Origin of the sequence: Methylobacterium cerastii (assembly GCF_022179125.1) — a bacterium.
GTDB lineage: Bacteria > Pseudomonadota > Alphaproteobacteria > Rhizobiales > Beijerinckiaceae > Methylobacterium > Methylobacterium cerastii.
Genome location: NZ_BPQG01000006.1, coordinates 145,199 through 168,986 on the forward strand (window position 1 = coordinate 145,199; position 23,788 = coordinate 168,986).

27 protein-coding genes are annotated in these 23,788 nt (G+C 70.5%); 8 read left to right on the forward strand and 19 right to left on the reverse strand.

Annotated features, from left to right (window positions below):
• Window positions 1-156: 156 nt before the first annotated feature.
• On the forward strand, window positions 157-1,776 hold the full coding sequence (locus MFF13_RS02755; RefSeq protein WP_238270747.1) for a phosphoenolpyruvate carboxykinase: 1,620 nt from the start codon (window positions 157-159) through the stop codon (window positions 1,774-1,776).
• Window positions 1,777-1,977: 201 nt separating this feature from the next.
• On the opposite strand, the gene MFF13_RS02760 is transcribed toward MFF13_RS02755, so the two are convergent.
• The 8 genes from MFF13_RS02760 to MFF13_RS02795 form a co-directional block, all read right to left on the reverse strand.
• On the reverse strand, window positions 1,978-3,159 hold the full coding sequence (locus MFF13_RS02760; RefSeq protein WP_147761421.1) for a pyridoxal phosphate-dependent aminotransferase: 1,182 nt from the start codon (window positions 3,157-3,159) through the stop codon (window positions 1,978-1,980).
• 110 nt (window positions 3,160-3,269) lie between these two features.
• The gene (locus MFF13_RS02765) at window positions 3,270-3,461 is read right to left on the reverse strand and encodes a hypothetical protein (RefSeq protein ID WP_147751313.1); all 192 of its coding nucleotides are present in this window, start codon (window positions 3,459-3,461) and stop codon (window positions 3,270-3,272) included.
• A 141-nt stretch (window positions 3,462-3,602) separates the two neighbouring features.
• Window positions 3,603-4,994 carry an ATP-binding protein gene (locus MFF13_RS02770; RefSeq protein WP_147751314.1) on the reverse strand — a complete coding sequence of 464 codons (1,392 nt, stop codon included), beginning with the start codon at window positions 4,992-4,994 and terminating at the stop codon, window positions 3,603-3,605.
• 149 nt (window positions 4,995-5,143) lie between these two features.
• On the reverse strand, window positions 5,144-5,353 hold the full coding sequence (locus tag MFF13_RS02775; protein ID WP_147751315.1) for a hypothetical protein: 210 nt from the start codon (window positions 5,351-5,353) through the stop codon (window positions 5,144-5,146).
• Window positions 5,354-5,380: 27 nt separating this feature from the next.
• Window positions 5,381-5,644, reverse strand: coding sequence for a hypothetical protein (locus MFF13_RS02780; RefSeq protein ID WP_147751316.1), 264 nt, complete (start codon window positions 5,642-5,644; stop codon window positions 5,381-5,383).
• A gap of 244 nt (window positions 5,645-5,888) precedes the next feature.
• Window positions 5,889-6,089 carry a hypothetical protein gene (locus MFF13_RS02785; RefSeq protein ID WP_147751317.1) on the reverse strand — a complete coding sequence of 67 codons (201 nt, stop codon included), beginning with the start codon at window positions 6,087-6,089 and terminating at the stop codon, window positions 5,889-5,891.
• A 169-nt stretch (window positions 6,090-6,258) separates the two neighbouring features.
• Window positions 6,259-6,621 carry a DUF6481 family protein gene (locus tag MFF13_RS02790; protein WP_147751318.1) on the reverse strand — a complete coding sequence of 121 codons (363 nt, stop codon included), beginning with the start codon at window positions 6,619-6,621 and terminating at the stop codon, window positions 6,259-6,261.
• A gap of 226 nt (window positions 6,622-6,847) precedes the next feature.
• The gene (locus MFF13_RS02795) at window positions 6,848-7,057 is read right to left on the reverse strand and encodes a cold-shock protein (RefSeq protein WP_147726903.1); all 210 of its coding nucleotides are present in this window, start codon (window positions 7,055-7,057) and stop codon (window positions 6,848-6,850) included.
• A 347-nt stretch (window positions 7,058-7,404) separates the two neighbouring features.
• Between MFF13_RS02795 and MFF13_RS02800 the strand changes: the two genes are divergently transcribed.
• Entirely contained in the window at window positions 7,405-7,626 is a 222-nt protein-coding gene (locus tag MFF13_RS02800) for a hypothetical protein (RefSeq protein WP_147751319.1), read from the forward strand.
• A gap of 71 nt (window positions 7,627-7,697) precedes the next feature.
• Here the strand turns inward: MFF13_RS02800 and MFF13_RS02805 are convergent, their stop codons facing one another.
• From MFF13_RS02805 to MFF13_RS02820, 4 genes are all read right to left on the reverse strand, one after another.
• On the reverse strand, window positions 7,698-8,588 hold the full coding sequence (locus MFF13_RS02805; RefSeq protein WP_238270749.1) for an ABC transporter permease: 891 nt from the start codon (window positions 8,586-8,588) through the stop codon (window positions 7,698-7,700).
• A gap of 2 nt (window positions 8,589-8,590) precedes the next feature.
• Window positions 8,591-9,529 carry an ABC transporter permease gene (locus tag MFF13_RS02810; protein ID WP_147761418.1) on the reverse strand — a complete coding sequence of 313 codons (939 nt, stop codon included), beginning with the start codon at window positions 9,527-9,529 and terminating at the stop codon, window positions 8,591-8,593.
• 199 nt (window positions 9,530-9,728) lie between these two features.
• Window positions 9,729-10,994: an ABC transporter substrate-binding protein gene (locus MFF13_RS02815; RefSeq protein ID WP_147761417.1), complete on the reverse strand. Its 1,266-nt coding sequence runs from the start codon at window positions 10,992-10,994 to the stop codon at window positions 9,729-9,731.
• 36 nt (window positions 10,995-11,030) lie between these two features.
• Entirely contained in the window at window positions 11,031-12,014 is a 984-nt protein-coding gene (locus tag MFF13_RS02820; RefSeq protein WP_238270751.1) for an ABC transporter ATP-binding protein, read from the reverse strand.
• Between the two features lie 300 nt (window positions 12,015-12,314).
• Here MFF13_RS02820 and ribH point away from each other — a divergent pair, with 300 nt between their 5' ends.
• Genes ribH through thiL form a run of 3 tightly spaced genes read left to right on the forward strand, consistent with a single transcriptional unit; the run spans window position 12,315 to window position 14,304 of the window.
• Window positions 12,315-12,821 carry a 6,7-dimethyl-8-ribityllumazine synthase gene (gene ribH, locus MFF13_RS02825; RefSeq protein ID WP_147761415.1) on the forward strand — a complete coding sequence of 169 codons (507 nt, stop codon included), beginning with the start codon at window positions 12,315-12,317 and terminating at the stop codon, window positions 12,819-12,821.
• A complete protein-coding gene (nusB, locus tag MFF13_RS02830; protein WP_147751325.1) occupies window positions 12,818-13,288 on the forward strand; it encodes a transcription antitermination factor NusB in 471 nt (156 codons plus the stop codon). The genes ribH and nusB overlap by 4 nt, the downstream gene beginning before the upstream one ends.
• Before the next feature lie 23 nt (window positions 13,289-13,311).
• Window positions 13,312-14,304, forward strand: a complete 993-nt coding sequence (thiL, locus tag MFF13_RS02835; protein WP_147761461.1) for a thiamine-phosphate kinase — start codon at window positions 13,312-13,314, stop codon at window positions 14,302-14,304.
• Here thiL and MFF13_RS02840 read toward each other — a convergent pair.
• Entirely contained in the window at window positions 14,236-14,616 is a 381-nt protein-coding gene (locus MFF13_RS02840) for a hypothetical protein (RefSeq protein ID WP_238270753.1), read from the reverse strand. The genes thiL and MFF13_RS02840 overlap by 69 nt on opposite strands.
• 184 nt (window positions 14,617-14,800) lie before the next feature.
• On the opposite strand from MFF13_RS02840, the gene MFF13_RS02845 reads away from it, so the two are divergent.
• Window positions 14,801-15,010: a hypothetical protein gene (locus MFF13_RS02845; RefSeq protein WP_147814692.1), complete on the forward strand. Its 210-nt coding sequence runs from the start codon at window positions 14,801-14,803 to the stop codon at window positions 15,008-15,010.
• A complete protein-coding gene (locus tag MFF13_RS02850) occupies window positions 15,007-17,154 on the forward strand; it encodes a sodium-translocating pyrophosphatase (protein WP_147761413.1) in 2,148 nt (715 codons plus the stop codon). The genes MFF13_RS02845 and MFF13_RS02850 overlap by 4 nt, the downstream gene beginning before the upstream one ends.
• 47 nt (window positions 17,155-17,201) lie before the next feature.
• On the opposite strand, the gene MFF13_RS02855 is transcribed toward MFF13_RS02850, so the two are convergent.
• The 4 genes from MFF13_RS02855 to MFF13_RS02870 form a co-directional block, all read right to left on the reverse strand.
• Window positions 17,202-18,047: a 23S rRNA (adenine(2030)-N(6))-methyltransferase RlmJ gene (locus MFF13_RS02855; RefSeq protein WP_147751328.1), complete on the reverse strand. Its 846-nt coding sequence runs from the start codon at window positions 18,045-18,047 to the stop codon at window positions 17,202-17,204.
• Between the two features lie 65 nt (window positions 18,048-18,112).
• Window positions 18,113-18,778, reverse strand: coding sequence for a ribonuclease T2 family protein (locus MFF13_RS02860; protein ID WP_147751331.1), 666 nt, complete (start codon window positions 18,776-18,778; stop codon window positions 18,113-18,115).
• Window positions 18,779-18,795: 17 nt separating this feature from the next.
• On the reverse strand, window positions 18,796-19,263 hold the full coding sequence (locus MFF13_RS02865) for a hypothetical protein (RefSeq protein ID WP_147761412.1): 468 nt from the start codon (window positions 19,261-19,263) through the stop codon (window positions 18,796-18,798).
• Between the two features lie 138 nt (window positions 19,264-19,401).
• A complete protein-coding gene (locus MFF13_RS02870) occupies window positions 19,402-20,406 on the reverse strand; it encodes an extensin-like domain-containing protein (RefSeq protein WP_238270867.1) in 1,005 nt (334 codons plus the stop codon).
• Between the two features lie 199 nt (window positions 20,407-20,605).
• On the opposite strand from MFF13_RS02870, the gene MFF13_RS02875 reads away from it, so the two are divergent.
• Window positions 20,606-21,841 carry an amidase gene (locus MFF13_RS02875; protein WP_147761411.1) on the forward strand — a complete coding sequence of 412 codons (1,236 nt, stop codon included), beginning with the start codon at window positions 20,606-20,608 and terminating at the stop codon, window positions 21,839-21,841.
• A gap of 107 nt (window positions 21,842-21,948) precedes the next feature.
• On the opposite strand, the gene MFF13_RS02880 is transcribed toward MFF13_RS02875, so the two are convergent.
• Both MFF13_RS02880 and MFF13_RS02885 read right to left on the reverse strand, forming a co-directional pair.
• Entirely contained in the window at window positions 21,949-23,145 is a 1,197-nt protein-coding gene (locus MFF13_RS02880) for an AI-2E family transporter (RefSeq protein WP_238270757.1), read from the reverse strand.
• Between the two features lie 58 nt (window positions 23,146-23,203).
• Window positions 23,204-23,737, reverse strand: coding sequence for a molybdenum cofactor biosynthesis protein MoaE (locus MFF13_RS02885; protein WP_147761459.1), 534 nt, complete (start codon window positions 23,735-23,737; stop codon window positions 23,204-23,206).
• Between the last annotated feature and the right edge of the window lie 51 nt (window positions 23,738-23,788).

Sequence of the window (23,788 nt, forward strand, 5' to 3'; positions counted from 1 at the left end):
GGTTGACGCGATTGCCTTGCCGCCTGATCCAGAACGGGCCGGGAGCGGCGAACCAGCGTGCGGCGGTCCTGTACGACCGCACGGACGCTCCCTTGATCCGGCGCCGCGCGGCCCGGACCAGCGACACGGCGCGAGCAGGGGCCCGGGAGAGAGACCATGAGCGACATCGGCGATCACAACGCGGCCCACGGCGCCGAGGCGATCGGCCTGCGCAACCTGAAGGCCGTGCACTGGAACCTGGAGGCCCCGCGCCTCTACGAGGAATCGCTGGTCCGCGGCGAGAGCCGCCTGGCGCGCGGCGGCGCGCTGGTGGCCACCACCGGCAGCCACACCGGTCGCTCGCCCAAGGACAAGTTCGTGGTCCGCGACGCGAGCACCGAGAACGAGATCTGGTGGGAGAACAACGGCGCGATCACGCACGACCAGTTCGCCACCCTGCTCGCCGACTTCCAGGCCCACGCCGAAGGCCGCGAGCTGTTCGCGCAGGACCTCTACGGCGGCGCCGACGCAGGCTACCGGGTGAAGGCGCGGGTGTTCTCGGAATTCGCGTGGCACTCCCTGTTCATCCGCAACCTGCTGATCCGGCCAGCCCGCGCCGAGATCGCCGGGTACGTGCCGGACATGACGATCATCGACCTGCCGAGCTTCGAGGCCGACCCGGCCCGCCACGGCTGCCGCTCCAAGACCGTCATCGCCATCGATTTCACGCGCAAGATCGTGCTGATCGGCGGCTCGGCCTATGCCGGCGAGATGAAGAAGTCGGTCTTCACCTACCTGAACTACATCCTGCCGGGCGCGGGCGTGATGCCGATGCACTGCTCGGCCAACGCGGCGCTCGACGCCGAGGGCGGCTCGGCGATCTTCTTCGGGCTGTCGGGCACGGGCAAGACCACGCTCTCGAACGATTCCTCGCGAAAGTTGCTGGGCGACGACGAGCACGGCTGGAGCCCGGAGGGGATCTTCAACTTCGAGGGCGGCTGCTACGCCAAGACCATCCGCCTCTCGCGCAACGCCGAGCCCGAGATCTACGCCACCACCGAGCGCTTCGGCACGGTGATGGAAAACGTGGTGATCGATCCTGAGACGCGGATCCCCGACTTCGACGACGCCTCGCTCACCGAGAACACCCGCTGCGCCTACCCGCTCGACTTCATCGCCAACGCGAGCGACACCGGCCGCGCCGGGCACCCGAAGAACATCGTCATGCTCACCTGCGATGCGTTCGGGGTGATGCCGCCGATCGCCAAGCTCACCGGCGCGGAGGCGATGTACCACTTCCTCTCCGGCTACACCGCCAAGGTCGCGGGCACCGAGCGCGGCCTGACCGGGCCCGAGGCGACGTTCTCGACCTGCTTCGGCGCGCCGTTCATGCCGCGCCACCCGAGCACCTACGGCAACCTGCTGCGCGACCTCATCGCCCGGCACGACGTCGATTGCTGGCTCGTCAACACGGGCTGGACCGGCGGCGGCGTCGGCACCGGTCGGCGGATGCCGATCCGCGTCACCCGCCGGCTGCTCTCGGCGGTTCTCGACGGCTCCCTGTCGAAGACCGAGTTCCGCCGCGACCCGTATTTCGGCTTCGCGGTGCCGGTCTCGGTGCCCGGCGTCGAGCCGCACATCCTGCAGCCGGTCAAGACCTGGGCCAACAAGGCCGCCTTCGCCGAGACCGCGAACCGCCTCGTCGGCATGTTCAAGGAGAACTTCAAGCGCTTCGAGCAGCACGTCGACGACGACGTGCGCGCGGCCGAGCCGAACGCGCAGTCGATGGCGGCCTGAGGTCGGGTCGGGCGGCTCCGTTCGGGGTCGCCCACCCATCCAAACCCGTCATTCCGGGGCTGCGCAGCAGAGCCCGGAATCCAGAGCCGCGACGGGTCCAGGGGCGGCGCCGGAGCTTGCGATCCGGCGAACGCGGCGGCTCTGGATTCCGGGCTCGCCTTCGGCGACCCGGAATGACGGCGCGGGGGGGGCGAGGGCGCCTCAGCCTGGCCTGCGCTCGGACAGGAACGTCTTCATCCGCTCCAGCGCGCGCAAGATGTTCTCCGCCGAGTTGGCGTAGGAGAGGCGGATGTAGCCTTCGCCGTGGACGCCGAAATCCGGCCCGCCGATGACGGCGACGCCGGCTTGCTCCAGCAGCGACGCGGCCAGGGCTTTCGCCTTCCAGCCGGTGCGGCTCACGTTCGGGAAGGCGTAGAACGCGCCTTTGGGCACGATGCAGGACACGTCCGGCAGGTCGTTGAGGCCGTCGACCACGATCGTGCGGCGCCGATCGAATTCGGCGACCATCTCGGCCACGCAGTCCTGCGACCCGTCCAGCGCGGCGATGCCGGCCCACTGGGTCGCGGCGTTGACGCAGGAATGGGCGTTGACCGCGAGCTTGCGCGCCGCCTCGTAGAGCGGCTTCGGCCAGACCGACCAGCCGAGCCGCCAGCCCGTCATCGCGTACGTCTTCGACGCGCCGTCGAGGTAGATCAGCCGGTCGCGAATCTGTTCGTACCTGAGCAGCGAGTGATGCGCCTCGCCATCGTAAGTCATGGTGCCGTAGATCTCGTCCGACAGGATCGCGACGTCGGGATGGTCGGCGAGACCCTTCGCCAGGGCGTCGATCTCGGCCTTCGGCGTCACGCCGCCCGTGGGGTTCGCCGGCGAGTTGACGATGAGCAGCCGGGTCCGCGGCGTGATCAGCGCAAGGGTCTCCTCGGCCGAGAACGCGAAGCCGTTGGCCTCGCGGATCGGCACCGGCACAGGCGTCGCGCCGGTGAACTCGATCATCGACCGGTAGATCGGGAAACCGGGGTCCGGGTAGAGGATCTCGGCTCCGGGCTCGCCGAACATCAGGATCGCCATGAACATGGTGACCTTGCCGCCGGGCACGATCATCACGCTCTCAGGGGAGACCTCGACGCCGTGGCGCCGGTGGATGTCGCGGGACACCGCCTCGCGCAGGGGCAGGATGCCGGTGGCCGGCGTGTAGCCGTGGTGCCCGTCGCGCAGCGCCTGGATGCCGGCCTCGACGACGTGGGCCGGGGTTGGCATGTCGGGCTGGCCGATTCCGAGGTTGATGACGTCGCGTCCTTGAGCGGCGAGCGCGTTGGCACGGGCCAGCACCGCGAAGGCGTTCTCCTCGCCGATGCGTCCGAAGGCCGGAACGATCTGCATCATGGAAACGTCCTCCCGGTTCGCGCGGCCGGGCCGTCGAACGCCCGGCCGACCCGCCCCTTACTGCACGGAGCGTCCCGCGTGCACGGAGCGTGCCGCGGCGGGCGAGGCGATCAGTGCTTCGAGCGCTCGGCGAGCTTGCTCGCGCCGAACGACAGCGCGACGGCGATGGCGCCGAGGATCACGAAGGTCTTCACCGAGGCGTAGAACAGGGCCGGCTCGATGCCGGTGTCGGTGTAGAGCACGAGACCGATCGCGGCGAGCGGCAGCGAGATCAGGATGAAGAGCGGAACGAGCGGGTTCATGAACGGCACTCAGGTCGTGCGGGGCGGCGAAGTAACCCACGCGCTTGGACGGATCGCCCGTCCATAGCACCCCGGCGCGGTCGTGGGGACACCCGCCGCACCGTTTTTTTGCCGCGCATCGGGCCGAACCAGCCGCCGGCCTCAGGCCGGCACCCGCACCGTCGCGCGTAAGCCGCCGAGCGGACTGTCGTGGAGCGAGACGTCGCCGCCATGCGCGCGGGCGATGTCGCGGGCGATCGACAGGCCGAGCCCGGAGCCGCCCGCATCCTGGCGCGCGTCGTCGAGGCGCACGAACGGCTTGAACACCTCCTCGCGGCTTTCGACCGCGATGCCCGGGCCGTCGTCGTCGATCGAGACGAAGAACGCCCGCGCCTCGGCCCGGCCTGAGATCGCCACCGTCTCGCCGTAGCGGGCGGCGTTGGCGGCGAGGTTGAACAGGCAGCGCCGGAACGCGTCGGGCCGCACGGTGACGGAGGGCGACCCGGCGAGCTCGAAATCCGAGACCTGGGCGCCCAGGCGTTCCACGTCGGTGCGCAGGTCCTCGAGCAGGGCGCGCATGTCGGTGGGCGCCGCGTTCTCCGCCGAATCGCCGCGGGCGAAGGCGAGGTAGCCCTCCAACATGCGGCTCATCTCGTCGACGTCGCGCGAGAGCTCGTCGATCTCCGGGCTCTGGTCGATCAGAGCGAGGGAGAGCCGGAACCGGGTGATGATCGTGCGCAGGTCGTGGCTCACGCCGTTGAGCATCGTCGTGCGTTGCTCCATCGCGCGCTCGATGCGGCGCTTCATCTCGATGAAGGCGTGGCCGGCCTGCCGGACCTCGCGGGCGCCGCGGGGGCGGAACTCGATCTCGCGGCCCTTGCCGAACCCTTCCGCCACCGCGGCGAGCCGCAGGATCGGCTTGATCTGGTTGCGCAGGAACAGGATCGCGACGCCGAGCAGCACCATCGACGAGCCGATCATCCACACCAGGAAGATGTGCGAGTTCGAGGCGTAGGCCTGGGAGCGGCGCGCGGTGATGCGCATCACCCCGTCGGGAATCGCGACGCGAATCTCGATCAGGTTCGATCGGCCGACGGTGTCGATCCAGAACGGGCGGCCGATCTGGCGCTTCAGCTCGTCCGACAGCGCCTCGTCGAGGATCGAGAAGAACGGCCGCGGCCCGGGCGGCGGGATCTTGGCGCCCTTCAGGATGTCGAGGTCGAGGTTCAGCCGCTCGCCGGCGATGCGCGAGAGTGTCTCGGCGTCCTTGTCCTGGGGGTAGACCTCGTAGATGTCGATCAGCGCCGCGACGTCGGCCGTGACCGCCGAGGACAGGCGCTTGGTCACCAGCTGCCAGTGCCGCTCCATGAAGGTGTAGGCGATCACCGATTGCAGCAGCACCACCGGCGCGATGATGATGATCAGCGACCGGGCGTAGAGGCCCTTCGGCAGCAGGTCGCCGACGGCGCGCGAGACCCGCTTCCACAGGGTCCGCGGGTTAGCCAGCCGGCGCGAGGCCGAGCGGCGCGCGGGCGCGAGGTCCGGCGCGTTCACGGCGCGCGCCTGTCGGTGGCGAAGGATGTCGGGGCCGGCGGAAGGCGGCGCATCGGGCGGGGGTCCGGGCGAGGCCCCGGGATCGGGACGTCTCGGCCTTATGCCACCCCCGACGCGGCGCTCCAATGCGCGCCTGGTCCCGCGGTCGATCAGGTCGCGGGCGCCGGGCAGCACGAGGCCGCGGTCAGCCCGTCCTCGCGGACCTCGTGGGTGCCGGCCTCGGTGCTGCGGATGCGATAGCCCGGCGCGCCGGCATCGGCCGGCAGCAGGCCGATCACCTCGAAGATGCGGTTGCCGTTGCGGGCCGCCGCGAGGTCGCGGCGGCGGACGAGTTGTCCGAGATGAAACTTGTGGCCCATGTCGTGCCCTCCCACGCTCGCGCTCCCTTACGCATCGCGGGGCGGCTTCGGTTTCGCCTCGGGGATCGGGGACCGCGAGAGCGAGAGGATCGTCCGCTGCGGACGCCCGGACTTCTGGGCGATGTCCTCGTCCTGCGCCGAGATCACCTCGCGAGCCGGATCGTCGCCGTCGAGGCCGCCGAGGATTTCCATCGGGACGCGGCGGTTGGAGGCCTGCGAACCGTCCTCGTAGACTACGTCGAACAGCACGGAGCCCCGCTCCTGCGGCCTTTGCCTGGTGCGCTTACTCATTGCCTGCTTGGGGTTGGGGCCGACGTGAAACGCCGCCCGGGGATGGAACGGCTCCCGGTCCGGAGACGGGGCACGAAACGCCGCCCGGTCCGTCCCGCAAGAGCCGCGTGCGGCCGGCAGACGAGGCCGTGGCCGGCACGGAGCGTGAGATGGCGCAGGATCGGGCGTTTGGCAACGCACGGCACGCCCGCGCGCCCTGCAGACGTCGCGCAGACGTGACTCGCTGGCGGTGGTGTCGGTCTGATCAGCCGGCGAGGGACAGCTCGCTCTCGGTCGCGGCGCGCTCGCCGGCCGAGGACTTGATCCGGTAGCCCGGCTCGCCGGTGCGGTCCTCGGGCATCAGGCGGACGATCTCGCAGAGCAGGCCGGACGCGTCGTCCTTCACGGAGCCGAAGCCGCCGCGCGACTGACGGACACGCTGGCCGAGCTTGAACTTGTGGGACATCGAACATCACTCCTGGTCGCCGCGACGCCGGGTATCGAACCCGGGACGGGCGCGACGGATGCGGAGACGGATTCGGCTAGGGCTGAGGGCGCCGGCCCGAACGCCCGCGGGGTGAACCGCTGGCGGAGGGGCCGTCGCCGGGTTTCGGCTCGGCGAGCCGGTCTCGGTCTTACTTGCGGGCGCGGAGCTTGCGGGCGGCGAAGCGGGCGTCGCGCGCCTCCTTCTGCTCGGCGGCGAGGGCGGCCTGGCGCTCGGCCTTCTCTGCGGCGATGCGCAGCACCTCGGCGGCTTCGAACTCGCGCTGGGCCTTCGCCTCGGCGATCCGCTGGACCTCGGCGGCGAGCCGGGCGGCCTCGCGCTCCTTGTTGCGCTCCTCGCGGGCCTCGATCACGGCCTGGCGCTCGGCCTGGCGGGCGACCACGGCGGGATCGTCGGCGGCCGGCCGCGAACGATAGCGCGCCAGCATCGCTTCCCGCGCCTTCGCAGCGGTCTCGAGCCGGTCGGAGAACTGGTTGTCCTTGGATTGATTCACACAAGATCCTTATGCGCCACCGGCCCCATGCCGGATGCGGTCAGACGGGTCGGACCGAGGCGCACAGGTCGTCGCCTGCGGGGCTCGGCGGTGGTCGGCCCCCAGCGCTTGGCTGAAGGCGGTCCGCGGCGAGGTCGCCTCGCCGCGATTCGGTCGCGCCGTTCAGAAACGCGCGAAGCCGTCCCGGGTGGGACGGCTTCGACAACGATCCGAGGCGAACTCGGGTTCAGGCGGCCTGGAGGCTGCCGGCGGACTGCTTGCCGCTGCGACGGTCGGTCTCCATCTCGTAGGAGATCTTCTGGCCCTCGGTCAGGCCGCGCATGCCAGCGCGCTCGACAGCCGAGATGTGCACGAAGACGTCCTTGCCGCCGTCATCCGGCTGGATGAAGCCGAAGCCCTTCTGATCGTTGAACCACTTGACGGTGCCGGTGCTCATAGAAAATTCCGTATCTTATCAGGCGTCATAAGCCGACCGGCGCATGTGAATCACGCGCCAGATCGCTAATCGTCGAATTGTGGGAGAAAACACAGCGCACGACCATTACGGGCGGAGCGGCCGGATATCTGACCAGAAGTCGATGTTGTACTTTTTGCACACCCCGCGACATTTTGCAAACACCAACCGGCACGAACACGAAAGCGTGCCCGGCCGAGCGATGTCGCCGCCGCTCGAACCCGCGGTGCGTCGCCCGCGAATCCTCGGAGCGATCACGCGAAAGCGTGCTAGGTTGAAGCCATGCCCGCCACGCGCTCGTGCGGACGGTCTCTTCCTTCGAGGTGGACATGGCGCGCACCCCCGAGACCGGTGATTCATCGGTCGTCTCGATGGCGGAGTACGACAAGCGCGCCAAGCGCATCGCCGGGAACACCGGCGCGATCGCCGAGGACCTGAAGAAGAGCCGCCAGGCGACGAGCCTGCGCCTGATCGAGACCGCCGAGCGCAAGGCCTCGACCCCGCGCCTGACGCTCGTCGAATCGGGCGACGAGCCGGCTGGCGCGGAGTAGGGCGCCGGAGCATTTTCAAGCGACGTGGATGCCGGCTCGCGTGGAGACGATGCGACCGCACGGATAATGCTCTAGGCGCCGGCCAGGCTCCGGCGCGCGCGGCGGCGCTGCAGGAGGAGGCTGGCGGCGAGCGCCGTGCCGATCACCAGCGCCGAAACCGCCGTCGTCAGGCTTCCCAGCGCATAGATCTCCGGCGTCGTCACCGTGGTGGTGAGCCCCTGGAGTTCGAGCGGCAGGGAGTTGCGGCCGCCGATCGCCTGGCTGGTGCGGGCGAGTTCGTCGAAGGACAGGGTGAAACCGAACAGTGCGACGCCGACCAGTGCGGGGGCCAGGATCGGCACCACGACGTGGCGCAGCGTCTGCGCCCCGGTCGCGCCGAGGTCGCGCGCCGCCTCCTCGTAGGCCGGATCGAACCGGTTGAAGACCGCGAACATGATCAGCAGGCCGAAGGGCAGCGTCCAGGTCAGGTGAGCGCCGAGCGCCGAGCTGTAGAGCCCCATCGCGGTGCCGTGGTCCTGCAGCCAGCCCCAGCCTGTGGCGGCGGCCAGCGCGTTGATCGCGTCGTCGACCAGCCGGAACTCGAGGCCGATCCCGAGGGAGACCACGATCGAGGGCACGATCAGGCTCGCCACCGCGATGGCGAAGAGCGCGTTGGCGCCGCGAAAGCCCTTGCGGAAGGCGAGGCCCGCGAAGAACGCCAGCACGACGGTGAGCACCATCACCACGAAGCTGAGCCGGAGCGAGCGCCCGAACGCCGCCCAGATGTCGACGATGCCGCCGCCGGCCCAGAGCTTGCCGAACCAGTGCGTCGAGACGCCGTTCATCGGGAAGGTCAGCCCGCCCTGCGGGCCCTGGAAGCTCAGCGCCAGGATCGTCAGGGTCGGGCCGTAGAGGAACAGCACGTAGAGCGCGAAGAACGCCGCCAGCGCGGTGAAGGCCAGGCCTCGGGGGCGGTCGCTCACGGCTACAGCTCCTTGCGCAGGTCGATCACCCGGGTCAGCCCGAGGATCATCATCAACACGGCAGCCAGCAGCACCACGGCGTTGGCGGCCGCCGCCGGGAATTGCAGGTACGACATCTGGACCTGGATCACCTTGCCCACGGAGGCGATCTGCTGCCCGCCCATCACGCCCACCGTGACGAAGTCGCCCATCACCAGGGTCAGCACGAAGATGGTGCCGATGGCGATGCCCGGCTTGCACAGGGGGACGACGACGCTCCACAGGGTCTGCCAGCCGGTGGCGCCCGCATCGTAGGCCGCCTCGATCAGCGACCGGTCGATCCGCGCCATGCTGTTGAAGATCGGCACGATCATGAACACCGTGTAGAGGTGCACGAAGGCCAGCGTCACCGAGAAGTCGGAATACAGCAGTCCCTCGATCGGCCGCTCGATCACCCCGAGGCTGCGGAGCGTGTCGTTGACGAGGCCGTTGCGCCCGAGCAGCGGGATCCACGAGATCATGCGGATCACGTTCGAGGTCCAGAACGGGATCGTGCACAGCAGGAATAGCGCCATCTGCACCGCGCGCGAACGGACGTGGAAGGCGAGGAAGTACGCCACCGGGAACCCGACCATCAGCGTGAAGGCCAGCGTCAGCGCGCAGAACTTCAGGGTCGAGAGGTAGGTCCGCACCGTCGTGCACGGGTCGGCGAGGTTGCCGCACCCCTCGAACACGTCGCGGTAGTTCTGCAGCGTGAAGGCCGGGATGATCTCGTATTCGTTGTATTCCCAGAAGCTGACCATCAGCGTCAGCAGCAGCGGGATCGCGAGGAAGACCACGAACACCAGCGCCATCGGCGCCGCCTGGAGGTAGGGCAGGCGCCGGCGCGGGCGGGCGGGCGTCTCGGTTTGCTCCGTCTTCGCCGGGGCGTCGGCAAGCGCGGGAAGCGCCACGTCGCTCATTGCGAGACCTCCGACCGATGGAGCGCGCGCTCTTCCCTCCCCCCGCTGCGGGGGAGGGTACCCTGCGCAGCAGGGGGGGAGAGGAGAGCGCCGTATCCGGCGCTGTCGCTCCCCTCTCCCGACCCTCGCTGATGCGAGGCCCACCCTTCCCCGAAGAGGGGGGAGGGAAGCGGCGTCGCGGATATGGAAAGAACCCGCGTCACGCCGCGATGAACTCATTCCACTTGCGGACCATGTAGGTGTTCTCGTCCATCACCGCGTTCCAGCACGCCACCGCGCCCATGCGGGCCTCGAAGGAGCCGCCGTCGCGGGTGGCGCCGGCCTTTTCGAGCAGGCCGCCGTCGGGGCCGTGGATGTCCTTCTCGGCCGGCTTGCCCTCCATCCAGTAGGCCCACTCGTAGGGCTCCATCTGGGTCTTGGCGGTCTCGGGAACGGCGGAATAGTAGCCCTGGCGGTTGAGGTAGGCGCCGGCCCAGCCCGAGAGGAACCAGTTGACGAAGTCGTAGGCCGCATCGAGCTTGCGGCCGGTCAGCGTCTTCGGCAGGCCGAAGCCGGTGGCCCAGGCGCGGTAGCCTTCCTTCAGCGGCTGGTAGGTGCAGGCGACGCCCTGCGTCCGCACCTTGGTGACGGCGGGCGACCACATCGACTGGATCACCGTCTCGCCCGACGCCATCAGGTTCACGGATTCGTTGAAGTCCTGCCAGAAGGCGCGGAACTGGCCGGCGCGCTTGGCCTCGATCAGGAGCTTGATCGTGCGGTCGATCTCCGCCTTCGTCATGTTGCCCTTGTCGCCGTAGGTGTAGTCGCCGGTCGCCTCCACCACCATCGCCGCGTCCATGATGCCGATGGAGGGGATGTTGAGGATCGAGGCGCGTCCCTTGAACTCGGGATTCAGGAGCTCCCTCCAGCTGGTGATCGGGCGCTTGATCAGGTCGGGGCGGATGCCCAAGGTGTCGGCGTTGTAGGTGGTCGGGATCAGGGTGATCCACTCCGTCGGCGACGAGGCGAAGGACTTGCCGGTCTGGCCTTCGAGGTAGAACACCTTCTTCGGCGCGGTGCCCTGGTCGCCGATCGCCTTGCCGGCGATCTCGCCCTTGGTGAAGATCGGCGTGATCTTGTCCGCGTTCTTGATCCGGCGCGCATCCATGCCGAGGATGTTGCCCGAGGGGACGATCTTCTTCAGGCTGAAAAACTCGGTGTCGATCAGATCGAACGAGTTCGGCTGCGTCACCGCCCGCTTGGTGACCTCGTCGGTGACGACTGGGATGTACTCGATCGTGATCCCGAGATCCTCCTTCACCTTGCGGGCGATGTCGCCGGACTGGTTCACGGCGGTGCCGAGATAGCGCAGCGTCACCGGCTCGGCGGCGTGGACGGCGGGAAACCCGGTGATCGGCCCGGCCGCGAGCGCGGTGCCTGCCCCCTGGAGCAGCGTGCGCCGCGTGAACTTGATGCCGTTGGTCATCCGCGTGCTTTCCATAGTCTATGTTGAGCGGTCGCGTCAGGCGTCGAGGCGGTGGGCGGCGTCCGGGTCCCAGCCGAGCGCGACCCGGTCGCCCGGCGCCAGCGGGCGGCCGGCGAAGGTGGCGTCGTCGAGGACCGCGCTCAGGCCGCCCGGCTCGGTCATCCCGTCCGCCTCGAGCGCCACCTGCACGCTGGCGCCCTGGTATTCGACGGCCAGCACGCGGGCCTGCACCGCGCCCGCGCCGGGATCGGCCCCGAGCCGCATCCGGTCGGCCCGCACCGCGACCTTGCCCTCGGGCAGGGCGATGACGTTGTGGCCGCCGATGAAGCGGGCGACGAAGGCCGAGGCCGGGCGCTCGAACACCGTGCGCGGGTCGCCCGCCTGCTCGATCTTGCCGCCGTTCATCACCACCACGAGGTCGGACAGCGCCATCGCCTCCTCCTGGCTGTGCGTGACGTGGATGAAGGTGAGCCCGAGTTCCGCCTGGATGCGCTTCAGCTCCACCCGCATCCGCACCCGCAGGAACGGGTCGAGGGCCGAGAGCGGCTCGTCGAGGAGCAGCACCTTCGGGCCGGTGACCAGCGCGCGGGCCAGCGCCACGCGCTGCTGCTGCCCGCCAGAGAGTTGCGCCGGCAGGCGGTCCGCGAGGTGGCCCATCTGCACGAGGTCAAGCATCGCGTCGGCCTTCGTGCGGCGCTCGGCCTTGGCGACCCCGCGCATGCGAAGCGAGAACGCGACGTTGTCGCGGCAGGTGAGGTGCGGGAACAGCGCGTAGCTCTGGAACATCATCGCGGTGCCGCGCTCGGACGGCGGCGCGTCGCCGACGGCGCGCGGGCCGATCACCACCGCGCCGGAGCTGACGGCCTCGTGCCCGCCGATCATCCGCAGGGTCGTGGTCTTGCCGCAGCCGGACGGCCCGAGCAGGCAGCAATAGGCGCCCGACGGGATCTTGAGGTCGATCGCGTCGACGGCGAGCGTCGAGCCGTAGCGCTTCGTCAGCTGGATCACCTCGACGTTCATGCGGGTCCTTCGGTCGGCACGCCCTTCGCGAAAACCGGGGAGCAAGCCGCGGGCCATCACGGGCGCGGCGGCGTCGTAAAAGCGATGCCCGGGCCGTCGCACCGGGCGCCGGCGCATGGAGGCGATGCCCTGTCCGCAGGCGGGCCGGCGCCGGCATGCTTGTGGAGCCGGTCGCTTCGGTCTAACCCTCGCTCCCTCGGACACCCTGCCCGAACACCCTGGATGCGAGACGGCCGGAGACGGCGCGTCGGTCAGCGCCCTCCGCACGCGCGGTGGGTCCGCCGGAGTCCCACGAGTCCCATGCATGTCCCCCGCAGCGACGCCTACGTCCCTCCGAAAACGCCCGGCGCCCGGGTCCTCGTGGTCGAGGCGCGCTTCTACGACGGCCTGTCCGACGACCTGCTCGCCGGGGCGCTCGGCGCCGTCGCGGCGGCGGAGGCCCACGCCGCGGTCGTGACCGTGCCGGGCGCGCTGGAGATTCCCGCGACCGTCGCCATCCTGCTCGAGGCGGCCGAGGCGGCCGGCACGCCCTACGACGCCGTCGTGGCGCTCGGCTGCGTCATCCGCGGCGAGACCGGGCATTACGACATCGTCGCAGGCGAGAGCGCGCGGGCCCTGATGGACCTGTCGGTGCGCCTGCGCCTGCCGCTCGGCAACGGCATCCTGACCGTGGAGAACGAGGCGCAGGCCCACGCCCGCGCCCGCGTCTCCGAGATGAACAAGGGCGGCGGCGCGGCCGAGGCCGCCCTCGCGGTGCTCGCGCTCAAGCGCGCGGCCGCCGTCGCACGAGAGCCTGAACCCGCATGACCAAGATCAACCCGCGCACCGGCGCCCGGCTCTCCGTCGTGCAGGCGCTCTACGACATGGAGATCTCCGGCAAGGGCGTCCTCGACGCGCTCGCCGAGTTCGAGACCTTCTGGCTCGGCAAGGAGATCGACGGCGTGGTGCATCCGCCGGCCGAGACGGCCTTCTTCCGCGACCTGCTGCGCGGTGTCGTCGAGGAGCAGCGCGCGATCGATCCGCAGATCGACCAGGCCCTGAGCCAGGGCTGGCCGCTGAAGCGCATCGAGGTCGTGCTGCGCGCCATCCTGCGCGCCGGCACCTACGAGCTGATGTTCCGCCGCGATGTGCCGGCCCGCGCCGCGATCTCGGAATACGTCGACGTGGCCCACAGCTTCTACACCGGCGACGAGCCGGGCATGGTCAACGCCGTGCTCGACAAGGTCGCGCGCCAGACCCGCGCGGCGGAGCTGGCCGGCGCCAAGCAGGGGTGAGCGGCCGGGCGGGCGATCACGTGATTTCCTCGCGTCCCACCGAGGAGGCGCTGATCGCGCGCTACTTCGCCCCGCTCGCCGGCCCCGGCGCCGACGGCTTGCGCGACGACGCGGCGAGCCTCGCGCCGAGCCCCGGCCACGACCTCGTGCTGACGGCGGACGCGATCGTCTCCGGCATCCACTACTTCCCCGACGACCCGCCGGAATCGCTCGCCCGCAAGGCGCTCGGGGTGAACCTCTCCGACATCGCCGCCAAGGGCGCCGTCCCGCGCGGCTTCCTGCTCACCCTCGCCCTGCCGGCGGACTGGACCGAAGCCTGGCTGGCGCGCTTCGCCGAAGGGCTCGGACAGGCGAGCCGGGCGTCCGGCTGCCCGCTGCTCGGCGGCGACACGGTGAAATCCGGCGGGCCGGCGCTGATCGGCGTCACCGCGATCGGCGAAGTCCCTGCCGGGCGCATCGTGCGCCGCGCGACCGCGCGGGTCGGCGACAGGATCTGCGTCAGCGGCACCATCGGCGACGCAGCGCTCGGCTTGCGGATGCGGCTCGATCCCGATGCCGGCTGGGTCCGGGCGCTCGATGCGCCTGCGCGCGCGCACCTCGCCGACCGCTACCTGCACCCGCAAGCCCGCCTGGGCCTCGCCGACGCAGTCCTGCGCTTCGCGACCGCTTCGATGGACGTGTCGGACGGGTTGGCCGGCGACCTCGCCAAGATGCTGGCCGGCGCCGGCGCGACGGCCGAGATCGACGCGGCGGCGGTGCCGCTGTCCCCGGCTGCCACCCGCGCCATCGCGAGCCGGACGGACCTGTTCGACGTCGCCGTCACCGGCGGCGACGACTACGAGATTCTGTGCACCGTGGCCCCCGATTCCTGCGACGCGTTCCGCGCCGCGGCCGCTGCGGCCGGCGTGCCGGTCTCGGTCGTCGGCACCGTCGGATCAGGCAGCGGACTACCCGGCTTTCGCGATGCCGAGGGCGCCGCGCGCGTTTTCGCGGCGGGCGCGTTCAGCCATTTCTGAAAACGCCTCGGAGATCGTCCGGACCTTGGCGGGCGCGGTCGGCGCGACGGCCACGGGCGGATGGCCGAGCTGGCGCCGCACGTCGTCGATCAGGTGCGTCGCGACGATCGGGGTCCAGCGCGCGAGGTCGGCCTCCTGCACCGCAGCGCCGCCGCGCTCGTCCGCGTAGCTCTGCGCCGGAACCGAGAGCGAGCGCTGCAGCACCTGAAGCAGGGCGCCGTGCAGCGCCGGCGGTTGCATGCTCACGCGCTCCGCAATGAGGAACTGCACGGCGCTCGTCAGCACGTCGATCGTCGCCGCGAGCTTCGCCACCTGATCGCTGCTCATCGTGAAGCACTCTCTCCTTTATGCAACCAAGAGTAGTAGTTGCTATGGTTAATGCTGGGTTAACGCTCGGCTGAAGCGGCGATCGGCGATGCGGCCGCCCGCCGTCGCCGCCTAGACGGCCACTCACCCGGCGACCAGCGCCCTTCCGAAGAACAGAATTCAAAAGTCTATGCTGCAGCGCAGCAAGATCTCGTGGGGCCGATCGAAAGTCGCGTTTGCGCTCGACCGCGAAGTTTGGCAATCAAGTCTGGCACTTCTGCGAAGGAATGCCGAACCCGAGCCGATCGAGGGGACCCTGAGGGTTCGGCTCGACGACGACCAAGCCGACGCCACGCATCACGAGAACCAGGCATCACGAAAACAAGGGACGGGTGCATGACCGCTTTGCTGCTGATCATCCTGGGCGGGCTGTGCGCCGTCGCCTACGGAATCGTGACGATCAACGACGTGATGAAACGCGACGCCGGCACGCAGCGGATGCAGGAGATCGCCGCCGCGATCGCCGAGGGCGCGCAGGCCTACCTCAAGCGCCAATACGCCACCATCGGCCTCGTCGGCATCGTGCTCTTCGCAGCGCTCGCCTTCTTCCTCGGAATCAAGGTGGCGGTCGGCTTCCTGATCGGCGCGGTGCTGTCGGGGGCTGCCGGATTCATCGGCATGAACGTCTCGGTGCGCGCCAACGTGCGCACGGCGCAGGCGGCCTCGACCTCGCTCGGCGGCGGCCTCGAGGTCGCGTTCAAGTCCGGCGCCGTCACCGGCATGCTGGTCGCGGGCCTCGCGCTGCTCGGCGTCGCCTTCTACTACCTCTACCTCACCCGCGGGGCCGGCCTCGCGCCGGCCAGCCGCGAAGTCATCGACGCCCTGGTGGCGCTCGGCTTCGGCGCCTCGCTGATCTCGATCTTCGCGCGGCTGGGCGGCGGCATCTTCACCAAGGGCGCCGACGTCGGCGGCGACCTCGTCGGCAAGGTCGAGGCCGGGATCCCGGAGGACGACCCGCGCAACCCGGCCACCATCGCCGACAACGTCGGCGACAACGTCGGCGATTGCGCCGGCATGGCCGCCGACCTGTTCGAGACCTACGCCGTCACGGTCGTCGCCACGATGGTGCTCGCCGCGATCTTCTTCGGCGGCCAGGTCGACGTCGCGGGCCGCAACGTGCTCGAGGCGATGATGATCTATCCGCTGGCCATCGGCTCGTCCTGCATCCTCACCTCGATCGCCGGCACCTACGCCGTGCGGCTCGGGGCCAACCAGTCGATCATGGGGGCGCTGTACAAGGGCCTGATCACCGCGGGCGTGCTGTCGATCGTGGCGATCGCGGCGGTGAACTTCGCCCTGTTCGGCGGCCTGTCCACCAGCTTCACCACCTCCACCGGCGTCAGCTTCACCTCCGGCGGGCTGCTGGGCTGCGCGGTGATCGGCCTCGTCATCACCGCGCTGATCGTGGTGATCACCGAATTCTACACCGGCACCAACTTCAGGCCGGTGAAGTCGATCGCCGACGCCTCGGTCACCGGCCACGGCACCAACGTGATCCAGGGCTTGGCCGTCTCGCTCGAATCGACGGCGCTTCCGGCGCTGGTCATCGTCGGCGGCATCATCTCCACCCATGCGCTCGCCGGCCTGTTCGGCATCGCCATCGCGGTCACGGCGATGCTGGCGCTGGCCGGCTTCATCGTCGCGCTCGACGCCTTCGGCCCGGTCACCGACAACGCCGGCGGCATCGCCGAGATGGCGGGGCTGCCCTCCGAGGTCCGGCGCTCGACCGACGCCCTCGACGCCGTCGGCAACACCACCAAGGCCGTCACCAAGGGCTACGCCATCGGCTCGGCGGGCCTCGGCGCGCTGGTGCTGTTTGCCGCCTACACCTCAGACCTCGACTACTTCATCGCCAACGCCAGCGACACGCAGTACCGCTTCTTCAAGGGCGTCACGGTCGATTTCTCGCTGTCCAACCCCTACGTCGTGGTCGGGCTGCTGCTCGGCGGGCTGATCCCGTTCCTGTTCGCCGGCATGGCGATGACGGCGGTGGGACGTGCCGCGGGCGCCGTGGTCGAGGAGGTCCGCCGCCAGTTCCGCGAGAAGCCGGGCATCATGGCCGGCACCGACCGGCCGGATTACGGCCGCGCCGTCGACATGCTGACCCGCGCCGCGATCCGCGAGATGATCGTGCCGTCGCTGTTGCCGGTGCTGATGCCGATCGTGCTGTTCTTCGCGATCCAGCTCGTCGCCGGCAAGTCGCAGGCCTTCGCCACGGTGGGCGCGAGCCTGCTCGGCGTCATCCTCACCGGCCTCTACGTCGCGATCTCGATGACCTCGGGCGGCGGCGCCTGGGACAACGCCAAGAAGTACATCGAAGACGGGCACCACGGCGGCAAGGGCTCCGACGCCCACAAGGCGGCGGTCACCGGCGACACCGTCGGCGACCCCTACAAGGACACCGCCGGCCCGGCGGTGAACCCGGCGATCAAGATCACCAACATCATCGCACTGCTGCTGTTGGCGATCCTGGCGCACGCGTGAGGCGTGTCGATTCCCTCCCCCCTCCGCGGGGGAGGGAAGGGCGCCGTTCAACCGACCTTCCCGATCACTTCACACCGGAACGCGCCGTAGGCGCCGCGGGCGAGGCGGTCGGCCAGGGCCGGGAGGAACAGGGCGGCTTCCTCGGCGAGCCGCCAGGGCGGGTTGACCACGATCAGGCCGTTGCCGGTGAGCCGCGTGTCGTCGGGCCGATCGATCATCAGGTCGAGGCGGAGCGCCGGGCGGACGAGGGCGCCGTCGAGCACGCCCGCCATGCGATCGACGGCGGCGAGGTTCTTGATCGGATACCACGCCAGGAACACGCCGGTCGGCCACTTCGCCACCGCCTTGGCGAGGTGCGCGCCGAGGCGGTCGATCTCGCCCGGCACCTCGTAGGGCGGGTCGATCAGGACGAGACCGCGGCGCTCGGGCGGCGGGATCATCGCGTTCAGCGCGGTCCAGCCGTCGAGGTGGAGCACCTTGGTGCGGGCGTGTTCGTTGAAGCGCTCGCGCAGCACCGCATGGTCGGCGGGATGGAGCTCGACGAAGACGCCCTGGTCCTCGGCGCGCAGGAACTCGCGGATCAGCGCCGGCGAGCCGGGATAGGTCGTGGCACCGTGGCGCGCCCGGACCGCGGCGACGGCGGCGCGATAGGGCGTCAGCAGGTCCTCGACCGCTTCCGGGAACGGATCGTCGAGACGGCCCCAGCCGTCCAGCCATTCGGCGGTGCGGCCGGCCTCGTCGGCGGTGAGGTCGTAGAAGCCGAGGCCCGCATGGGTGTCGACGGCGCGGAAGGGAGCGGGCTTCAGGCAAAGGTGCGCGAGCACCCGCGTCAGCACGAGGTGCTTGAGCACGTCCGCGAAGTTGCCGGCATGGAAGGCGTGGCGATAGTTCATGTCCGCTGATCAAGCGGATCGCGCGGCCCGGGTCCAGCCGTCCGGCGCGGATTTCACCGCGAGGATCAGCGCGCGGCGCCGACCGTGATCTCGGGCGAGCGGCAATTGCCGCGCGCGACCTCCGGGCAGGAGGCGAAGCCGCGCAGGTCCTTGGTGAAGCAGATCCGCACCTCCTGCAGCTGCCCGCGGGCGCAGGACACCGCCATCATGTCCGGCCGCAGACCCTGGTTCGCGGTCACGAACTGCCGGGCGATCTCGATCGGCGCCAGGCGGCGCTCGGAGCCCGAGGTCTTGAGGTCGTCGGGAATCGTCACCGCCAGGCGTGCGGTCCGCGCGGCGTTGAAGTAGGCGGTCGGGTCGAGGCCGGAGCAGGTGCCGTGCTTGCGCCACTCGTAGCGGGCCAGCCCCTCGCTCGGGTAGACCTGGCCGGCCACCTCCATCGCCTGCGGGGTCGGCGAGCGCTGCACGGCCGAGCAGTTCTGCGGATAGCCGCGGGTGTATTGCGGCCACAGCCCGTGCACCACGAAGCCGAGGCCGCGCCCGGCCGCGCATTGGCGGTCGTCGCGCTGGCCGGCGGTCTCGCAATAGGTCGGCGACCAGGACAGGGCCAGGACGTAGAAGTCGAAGCTGCCGGGCGCGTCGTTGCCGCGGCCGTAGCCGCCGTAATCCTGAGCCTGCGCGCCTGCCGTGAGGAGGCCGGCCGTCAAGGCGGCGGAGCGGGCAGCCGCGATTGCGAGGCCGGCACGCCTCACGGGCGTGCCATGCGGCAGGCGGTGGCGTAGGCGTAGCTCAGGTCGCGGTCGAGGCCGTGGACGCAGAACTCGACGCCCCAGGTCGCGCCGATGATGCCGAGGCTCTCGCGCACGGAATAGTCGACCTTGCGGCGGACGCCGTCCGAGGTGGTGGCGGTCGCGCTGCAGAACCGGCGCGGGATGTAGTCGAGGCCCCACGGCCGCCACGCCGTCCGCTCGATCGTGTCGTAGGACACGATCGTCAGGGACGAGTTCCAGAACTTCGCCTCCTTCTCGGCGAACTGCGTCGAGACCTTCTCCAGCACGCCCGCATCCTGGCAGGCCGGGATGTTCGCGTCGAACGGGAAGGCGCGCTCCTCGGAGGGCTCGATGTCCTCCCGCGCCGAGCGCGCGAAGGCCGGCTGGAGGCAGCCGGCGAGGGTGAGGCCGACGCCGACGGCGACCGAGAGAGCGTTCGAGCGCATGGCGGGTGCTTTCCGCGAGGTGTCCTGCATCCGGCGACGTTGGCCCGGGGCACGCTCAAGTCAAGCCGGACGACCTTGGCGGCCACGCTTTCGCGATCCGGTGGGGCACGCGAGGCACACTCGTCGCTTCCTTGGCGCTCAGTAGATCGGCCCCGACGACAGCCCGGGGGCGGCCAGCGAAAGCGGCTCCTCGAATCCGCCCGGGTCTTCGCCGGGCAGGGCCGCCGCGACGCGCGGGGCGGGTCGTGCCGGCATCGGGCGCGGTGCGGGCGCCGAGGCGTAGGCCGAGGGCGCGACCGGGCGGGCCGGCGCGCGGGCGACCTGCGTCGGGCTCGCGGCGCGCGACGTCGGCGAGGCGCCGTAGGGATCGTCCTCCTCGATATCCACCGGGGCCTGCGGCGGCGCCGGCTGGCGCTCGGGCGGGCGGGGGCGGGACATCGGCCGCGGGTTGTCGGAGCCGAGCTGCGGCGTGAACTTGATCAGCGGCTGGCAGATCCGCTTCAGCCCGCGCGGGTCGTGGCGGGCGAGGTCCACGTGGATGTGGTCGTAGTGGAACACGTTGGAGCCCGGCGCCAGCACGGTGGTGAAGCGCTGGCACGCGCCGAGGAAAACCTCGCGCAGGAAACCCTGCTCGGCTTCGGTGCCGCGCCAACCGCCCTTGACGGTGATGACGTAGCCGTCGGCGAGCTTGAACGACATCACGTCGATCGCGTTGCCGAAGGAGTGCTCGGAGAGCTTGGCGCCGACCTGGTTGTTCCTCCCGCGGCAGGCGTAGGAGCCGGCGTTGATCTCGGCGACCGGCTGCCCGAAATACAGGGCGGCGGCCGGCTGGATTGTGTCGGCGAGCCAGGCCTCGGCCTCGGCCAGCGCCGGGCAGCCGAGCGTCATCTTCTGCTTCAGGATCACGGCGCCGCCGCCCAGCCGCGTCACCCGGAACGGCTGGGTCATGCCGCAGGGGCCGGGTCCGTCGATCTCCTTGGCCGGCACGACGAACTCGGTCGGCTCGACCAGCTTCTTGGCCAGGCACACCTGTTCCGCCTGGTCGCGCCAGGCGTCGCGGCGCTCAAACTTGTTGATCGCACAGCCGGTGAGCCCCGCGCCGAACAGCGCAAGGGCGGAGAACGCGAGTACGCTACGCCACATGGTGCGGAGAATGCTCACGATCGCGTAAATGCGGTGCTAACGCTGCCGCCGTCGCGACGCGGGCCTTCGCATGGTAGGGCCTGCAAATGGCGGTCGCGTTCGTGCCATCGCGCATGAAACCTGCACGGGCTTGCGCGCCGCTGTCGCCGGCGCCGCCCCCGAACCGATAAGTCCAAGTCGCTCAAGTCAAGGACGCGTGATGCTCTCGTTGGTCGACCTGCGCCGCCGCATCGAAGCCGGCACCCTCACGCCCGAGGGCGCGATCCGGCTGTCGCAGGAGGCGATCCTCGCGCGCGATCCTGTGGTGCGCGCCACGGTGGTCACCGATCCCGCCCCCGCCGTCACCGATGCCGGACCGCTCGCCGGGATCGCGGTGGGCGTGAAGGACATCATCGACACCGCCGCGATGCCGACGCAGATGGGCTCGCCGATCTACGAGGGCTGGCAGCCGAAGACCGACGCCCCGATCGTGATGCGCCTGAAGGCCCTCGGCGCGGTGGTGCTGGCCAAGACCACGACCTCGCCCTTCGCCAGCGTCGACCCCACCGAGACCACGAATCCGCACGATCCCGGCCACACGCCCGGTGGCTCCTCGGCGGGCTCGGCCGCCGCGGTCGGGGCCGGGATGCTGCCGCTGGCGCTCGGCACGCAGACCGGCGGCTCGGTGATCCGCCCGGCAAGCTTCTGCGGCTGCGCCGCGATCAAGCCCTCGTTCCGGCTGCTGCCCACGGTCGGCGTCAAGACGTTCTCGTGGGCGCTCGACACGCTCGGCCTGTTCGGCGCCGGCGTCGGCGACGTCGCCCACGCGCTGGCCCTGATCGCCGCCCGCCCGGCAATCGACCTGGGCGGCACCCCGCCCGGCACGCCGCGGGTGATGGTCGTGACGCAGGACTTCGCCGAGGCTCCCGCGCCGGAGGCGAAAAGCGCGCTCGACCGGGCGCGGCAGGCCGCCGAGCGCGCGGGCGCGCTGGTGCGCGACTTCGCGTTGCCGCCGGAATTCGCGGCCGCGTTCGAGAGCCACGGGACGATCCAGGATTTCGAGGCGCGCCAGGCGCTTGCCTGGGAATACGCCCACCATCGCGACGCCTTGAGCCCGCGGCTCGGGCCGCAGCTCGACGCCGCGCAGGGGCTGGACGCCGCCGCCTACGACGACGCGCGCCGCAAGGCGCACCGGGCGCGGCGCCTCCTCAAGACGCTGTTCTCGGACTTCGACGCGATCCTGACCTATTCGGCCCCCGGCTTCGCCCCGCGGACGCTGGCCTCCACCGGTGACGCCCGCTTCAACCGCCTGTGGACGCTGATGGGCGTGCCCTGCGTGAACGTGCCGGTGCCGGGCGACGGCCTGCCGGTCGGCGTGCAGGTCATCGCGCGGTTCGGCGGCGACGGGCGCGCGCTCGCCGTCGCCGCGATGATCGAGGGCGCCCTGGAACGCTAGAGCATTTTCCGTAATCTCTGGATCACTGAAAATGCTCTAACCTGCTGTGTGGTCGCATTTTCTTCACGCGAGCCGGCATCCACCTCGCTTGAAAATGCTTTAGCGCCTCAGACCGTGGCGTCCTCGCCGAGCGTGTCCTCGACGTAGAGCTGCTCCAGCAGCACCTTGATCACCGCCATCATCGGCAGGGCCAGCGCGATGCCCCACAGGCCGAAGATCACGCCGAGCACGAGCTGCCCGGCGAAGATCGTGGCCGGCGGGATGTCGAGGGCGCGCTTCTGGATGAACGGGGTGAGCCCGTAGCTCTCCAGGCACTGCACCGCCAGGTAGACGCCGAGCGCGCCGAGCAGCGCGTTCGTCCCCGAGGCGAGGCTCGCCAGAAGGATGATCACGCCGGCGAGCAGGGGCCCGACCGTCGGCACGAAGGCCAGCAGGCCCGCCTGCAGCCCGAGGATCAAGGAGCCGCCGATACCGAGGAAGCTGAGGCCGGCCCAGATGCAGACGAAGATCACCGCCATCGTGATCAGCTGGCCGAACAGCCAGTGCCGCAGGGTCTCTCCGGCGCCGTCGAGCACCTTGGCCCAGCGCCCGCGCTTCTTCGGCGGGATGAAGCGCAGCACCCCGTCGCGGTAGCTGCCCGGGTCGGCGGCGAAGGACAGGCCGAGGAACACGATCACCAGCACGTTGCCGAGCGCGCTGAACAACCCGACGAGCACCGTGGCCGCCGGGCCGAGGACATTGCCGGCATCCGACAGCAGCGAGCTGGGGCTCTTGATCGCACCGGAAGCGAGGCCGGCGAGCCCGCCGGACTTCTTGTCGTCGTCCTTCGGCGCGGGCTTCTCGTCCTTACCGGGGCCGTTCTGGCCCGTGCCGTTCTGCCCCTTGTCGTCCGAGCCGCCGCCCGGTTCGAGCATCGGCAGGTCGATCCCGTAGGAGGACAACCACCCGGTGACGGTGCCCGCCTGGCCCTTGATCGTCTGGCCGAGGTCGCGGCCCTGCTGCACCACCGTGGCGCCGCCGAACCCGATCAGGCCGATGGCCGCGGCCGCCACCGCGAGGCTGGCGATTGTCAGCCTCAGGCCGCGGGGCAGGGGCAGGAGGTGGCCGAGGCCGCGGGTGAGCCCGTCGAGGAACACCCCGAGCAGCACCCCGGCGAAGACCAGGAACAGGGTGCCCACCGACATCCAGGCCAGCGCCAGGAACGCCACGAACGACACCACGGCGATGCCGGATACGGCGAGCGGCAGGGTTCCCCGCCACGGGCCCACGGGGCCGGCGAACGCTTCGGTCTTGGGCTCGGCCATGTCGTCTTTCGTAACTGATGCGAGGTCGGCGCTCACGAGCGCTTGTGCGGCGTCGCGGTCAACCCTCGGTCGTCGCGGCGTCACCGAGGATCGCGGCCCAGCGCGCGGCGGCCGCGTCGTCCGCCTCCGCCGCCTCGACCCAGCCGCCCTTCGTCCCGTCGATCAGGTGCTCGCGCTTCCAGAACGGGGCCCGGGTCTTCAGATAGTCCATCAGGAAGCTCGCCGCCTCGAAGGCCGCGACGCGGTGGCTCGACGCGGTGATCACCAGCACGATGCCGTCGCCCGGCGCCACGAGGCCGTAGCGGTGGATCACCCGGACCGCCTGCAGCGGCCAGCGCGCCTCGGCCGCCGCAGCCACCCGCCCGATCTCGGCCTCGGCCATGCCGGGATAATGCTCCAGCTCGAGCGCCTCGAGCCGTCCGCCCTCGTCGCGGCACAGCCCCGTGAAGGTGACGACCGCGCCGGCGCGGCCGGCGAGCCGCCCGTTCAGCGCGGCGATCTCGGCGGCCACGTCGAACGGCGCGGCCTGGATCGCGACGGTGGGCAGGGGCGCGGCGCTTGGTGCGGCGGAGGGCGGAGGAGCGGGCGACATCGGGTTCTCGGCGCGGCGCAGCGGGGTGACGGTGACGGTGGCGCGACGACG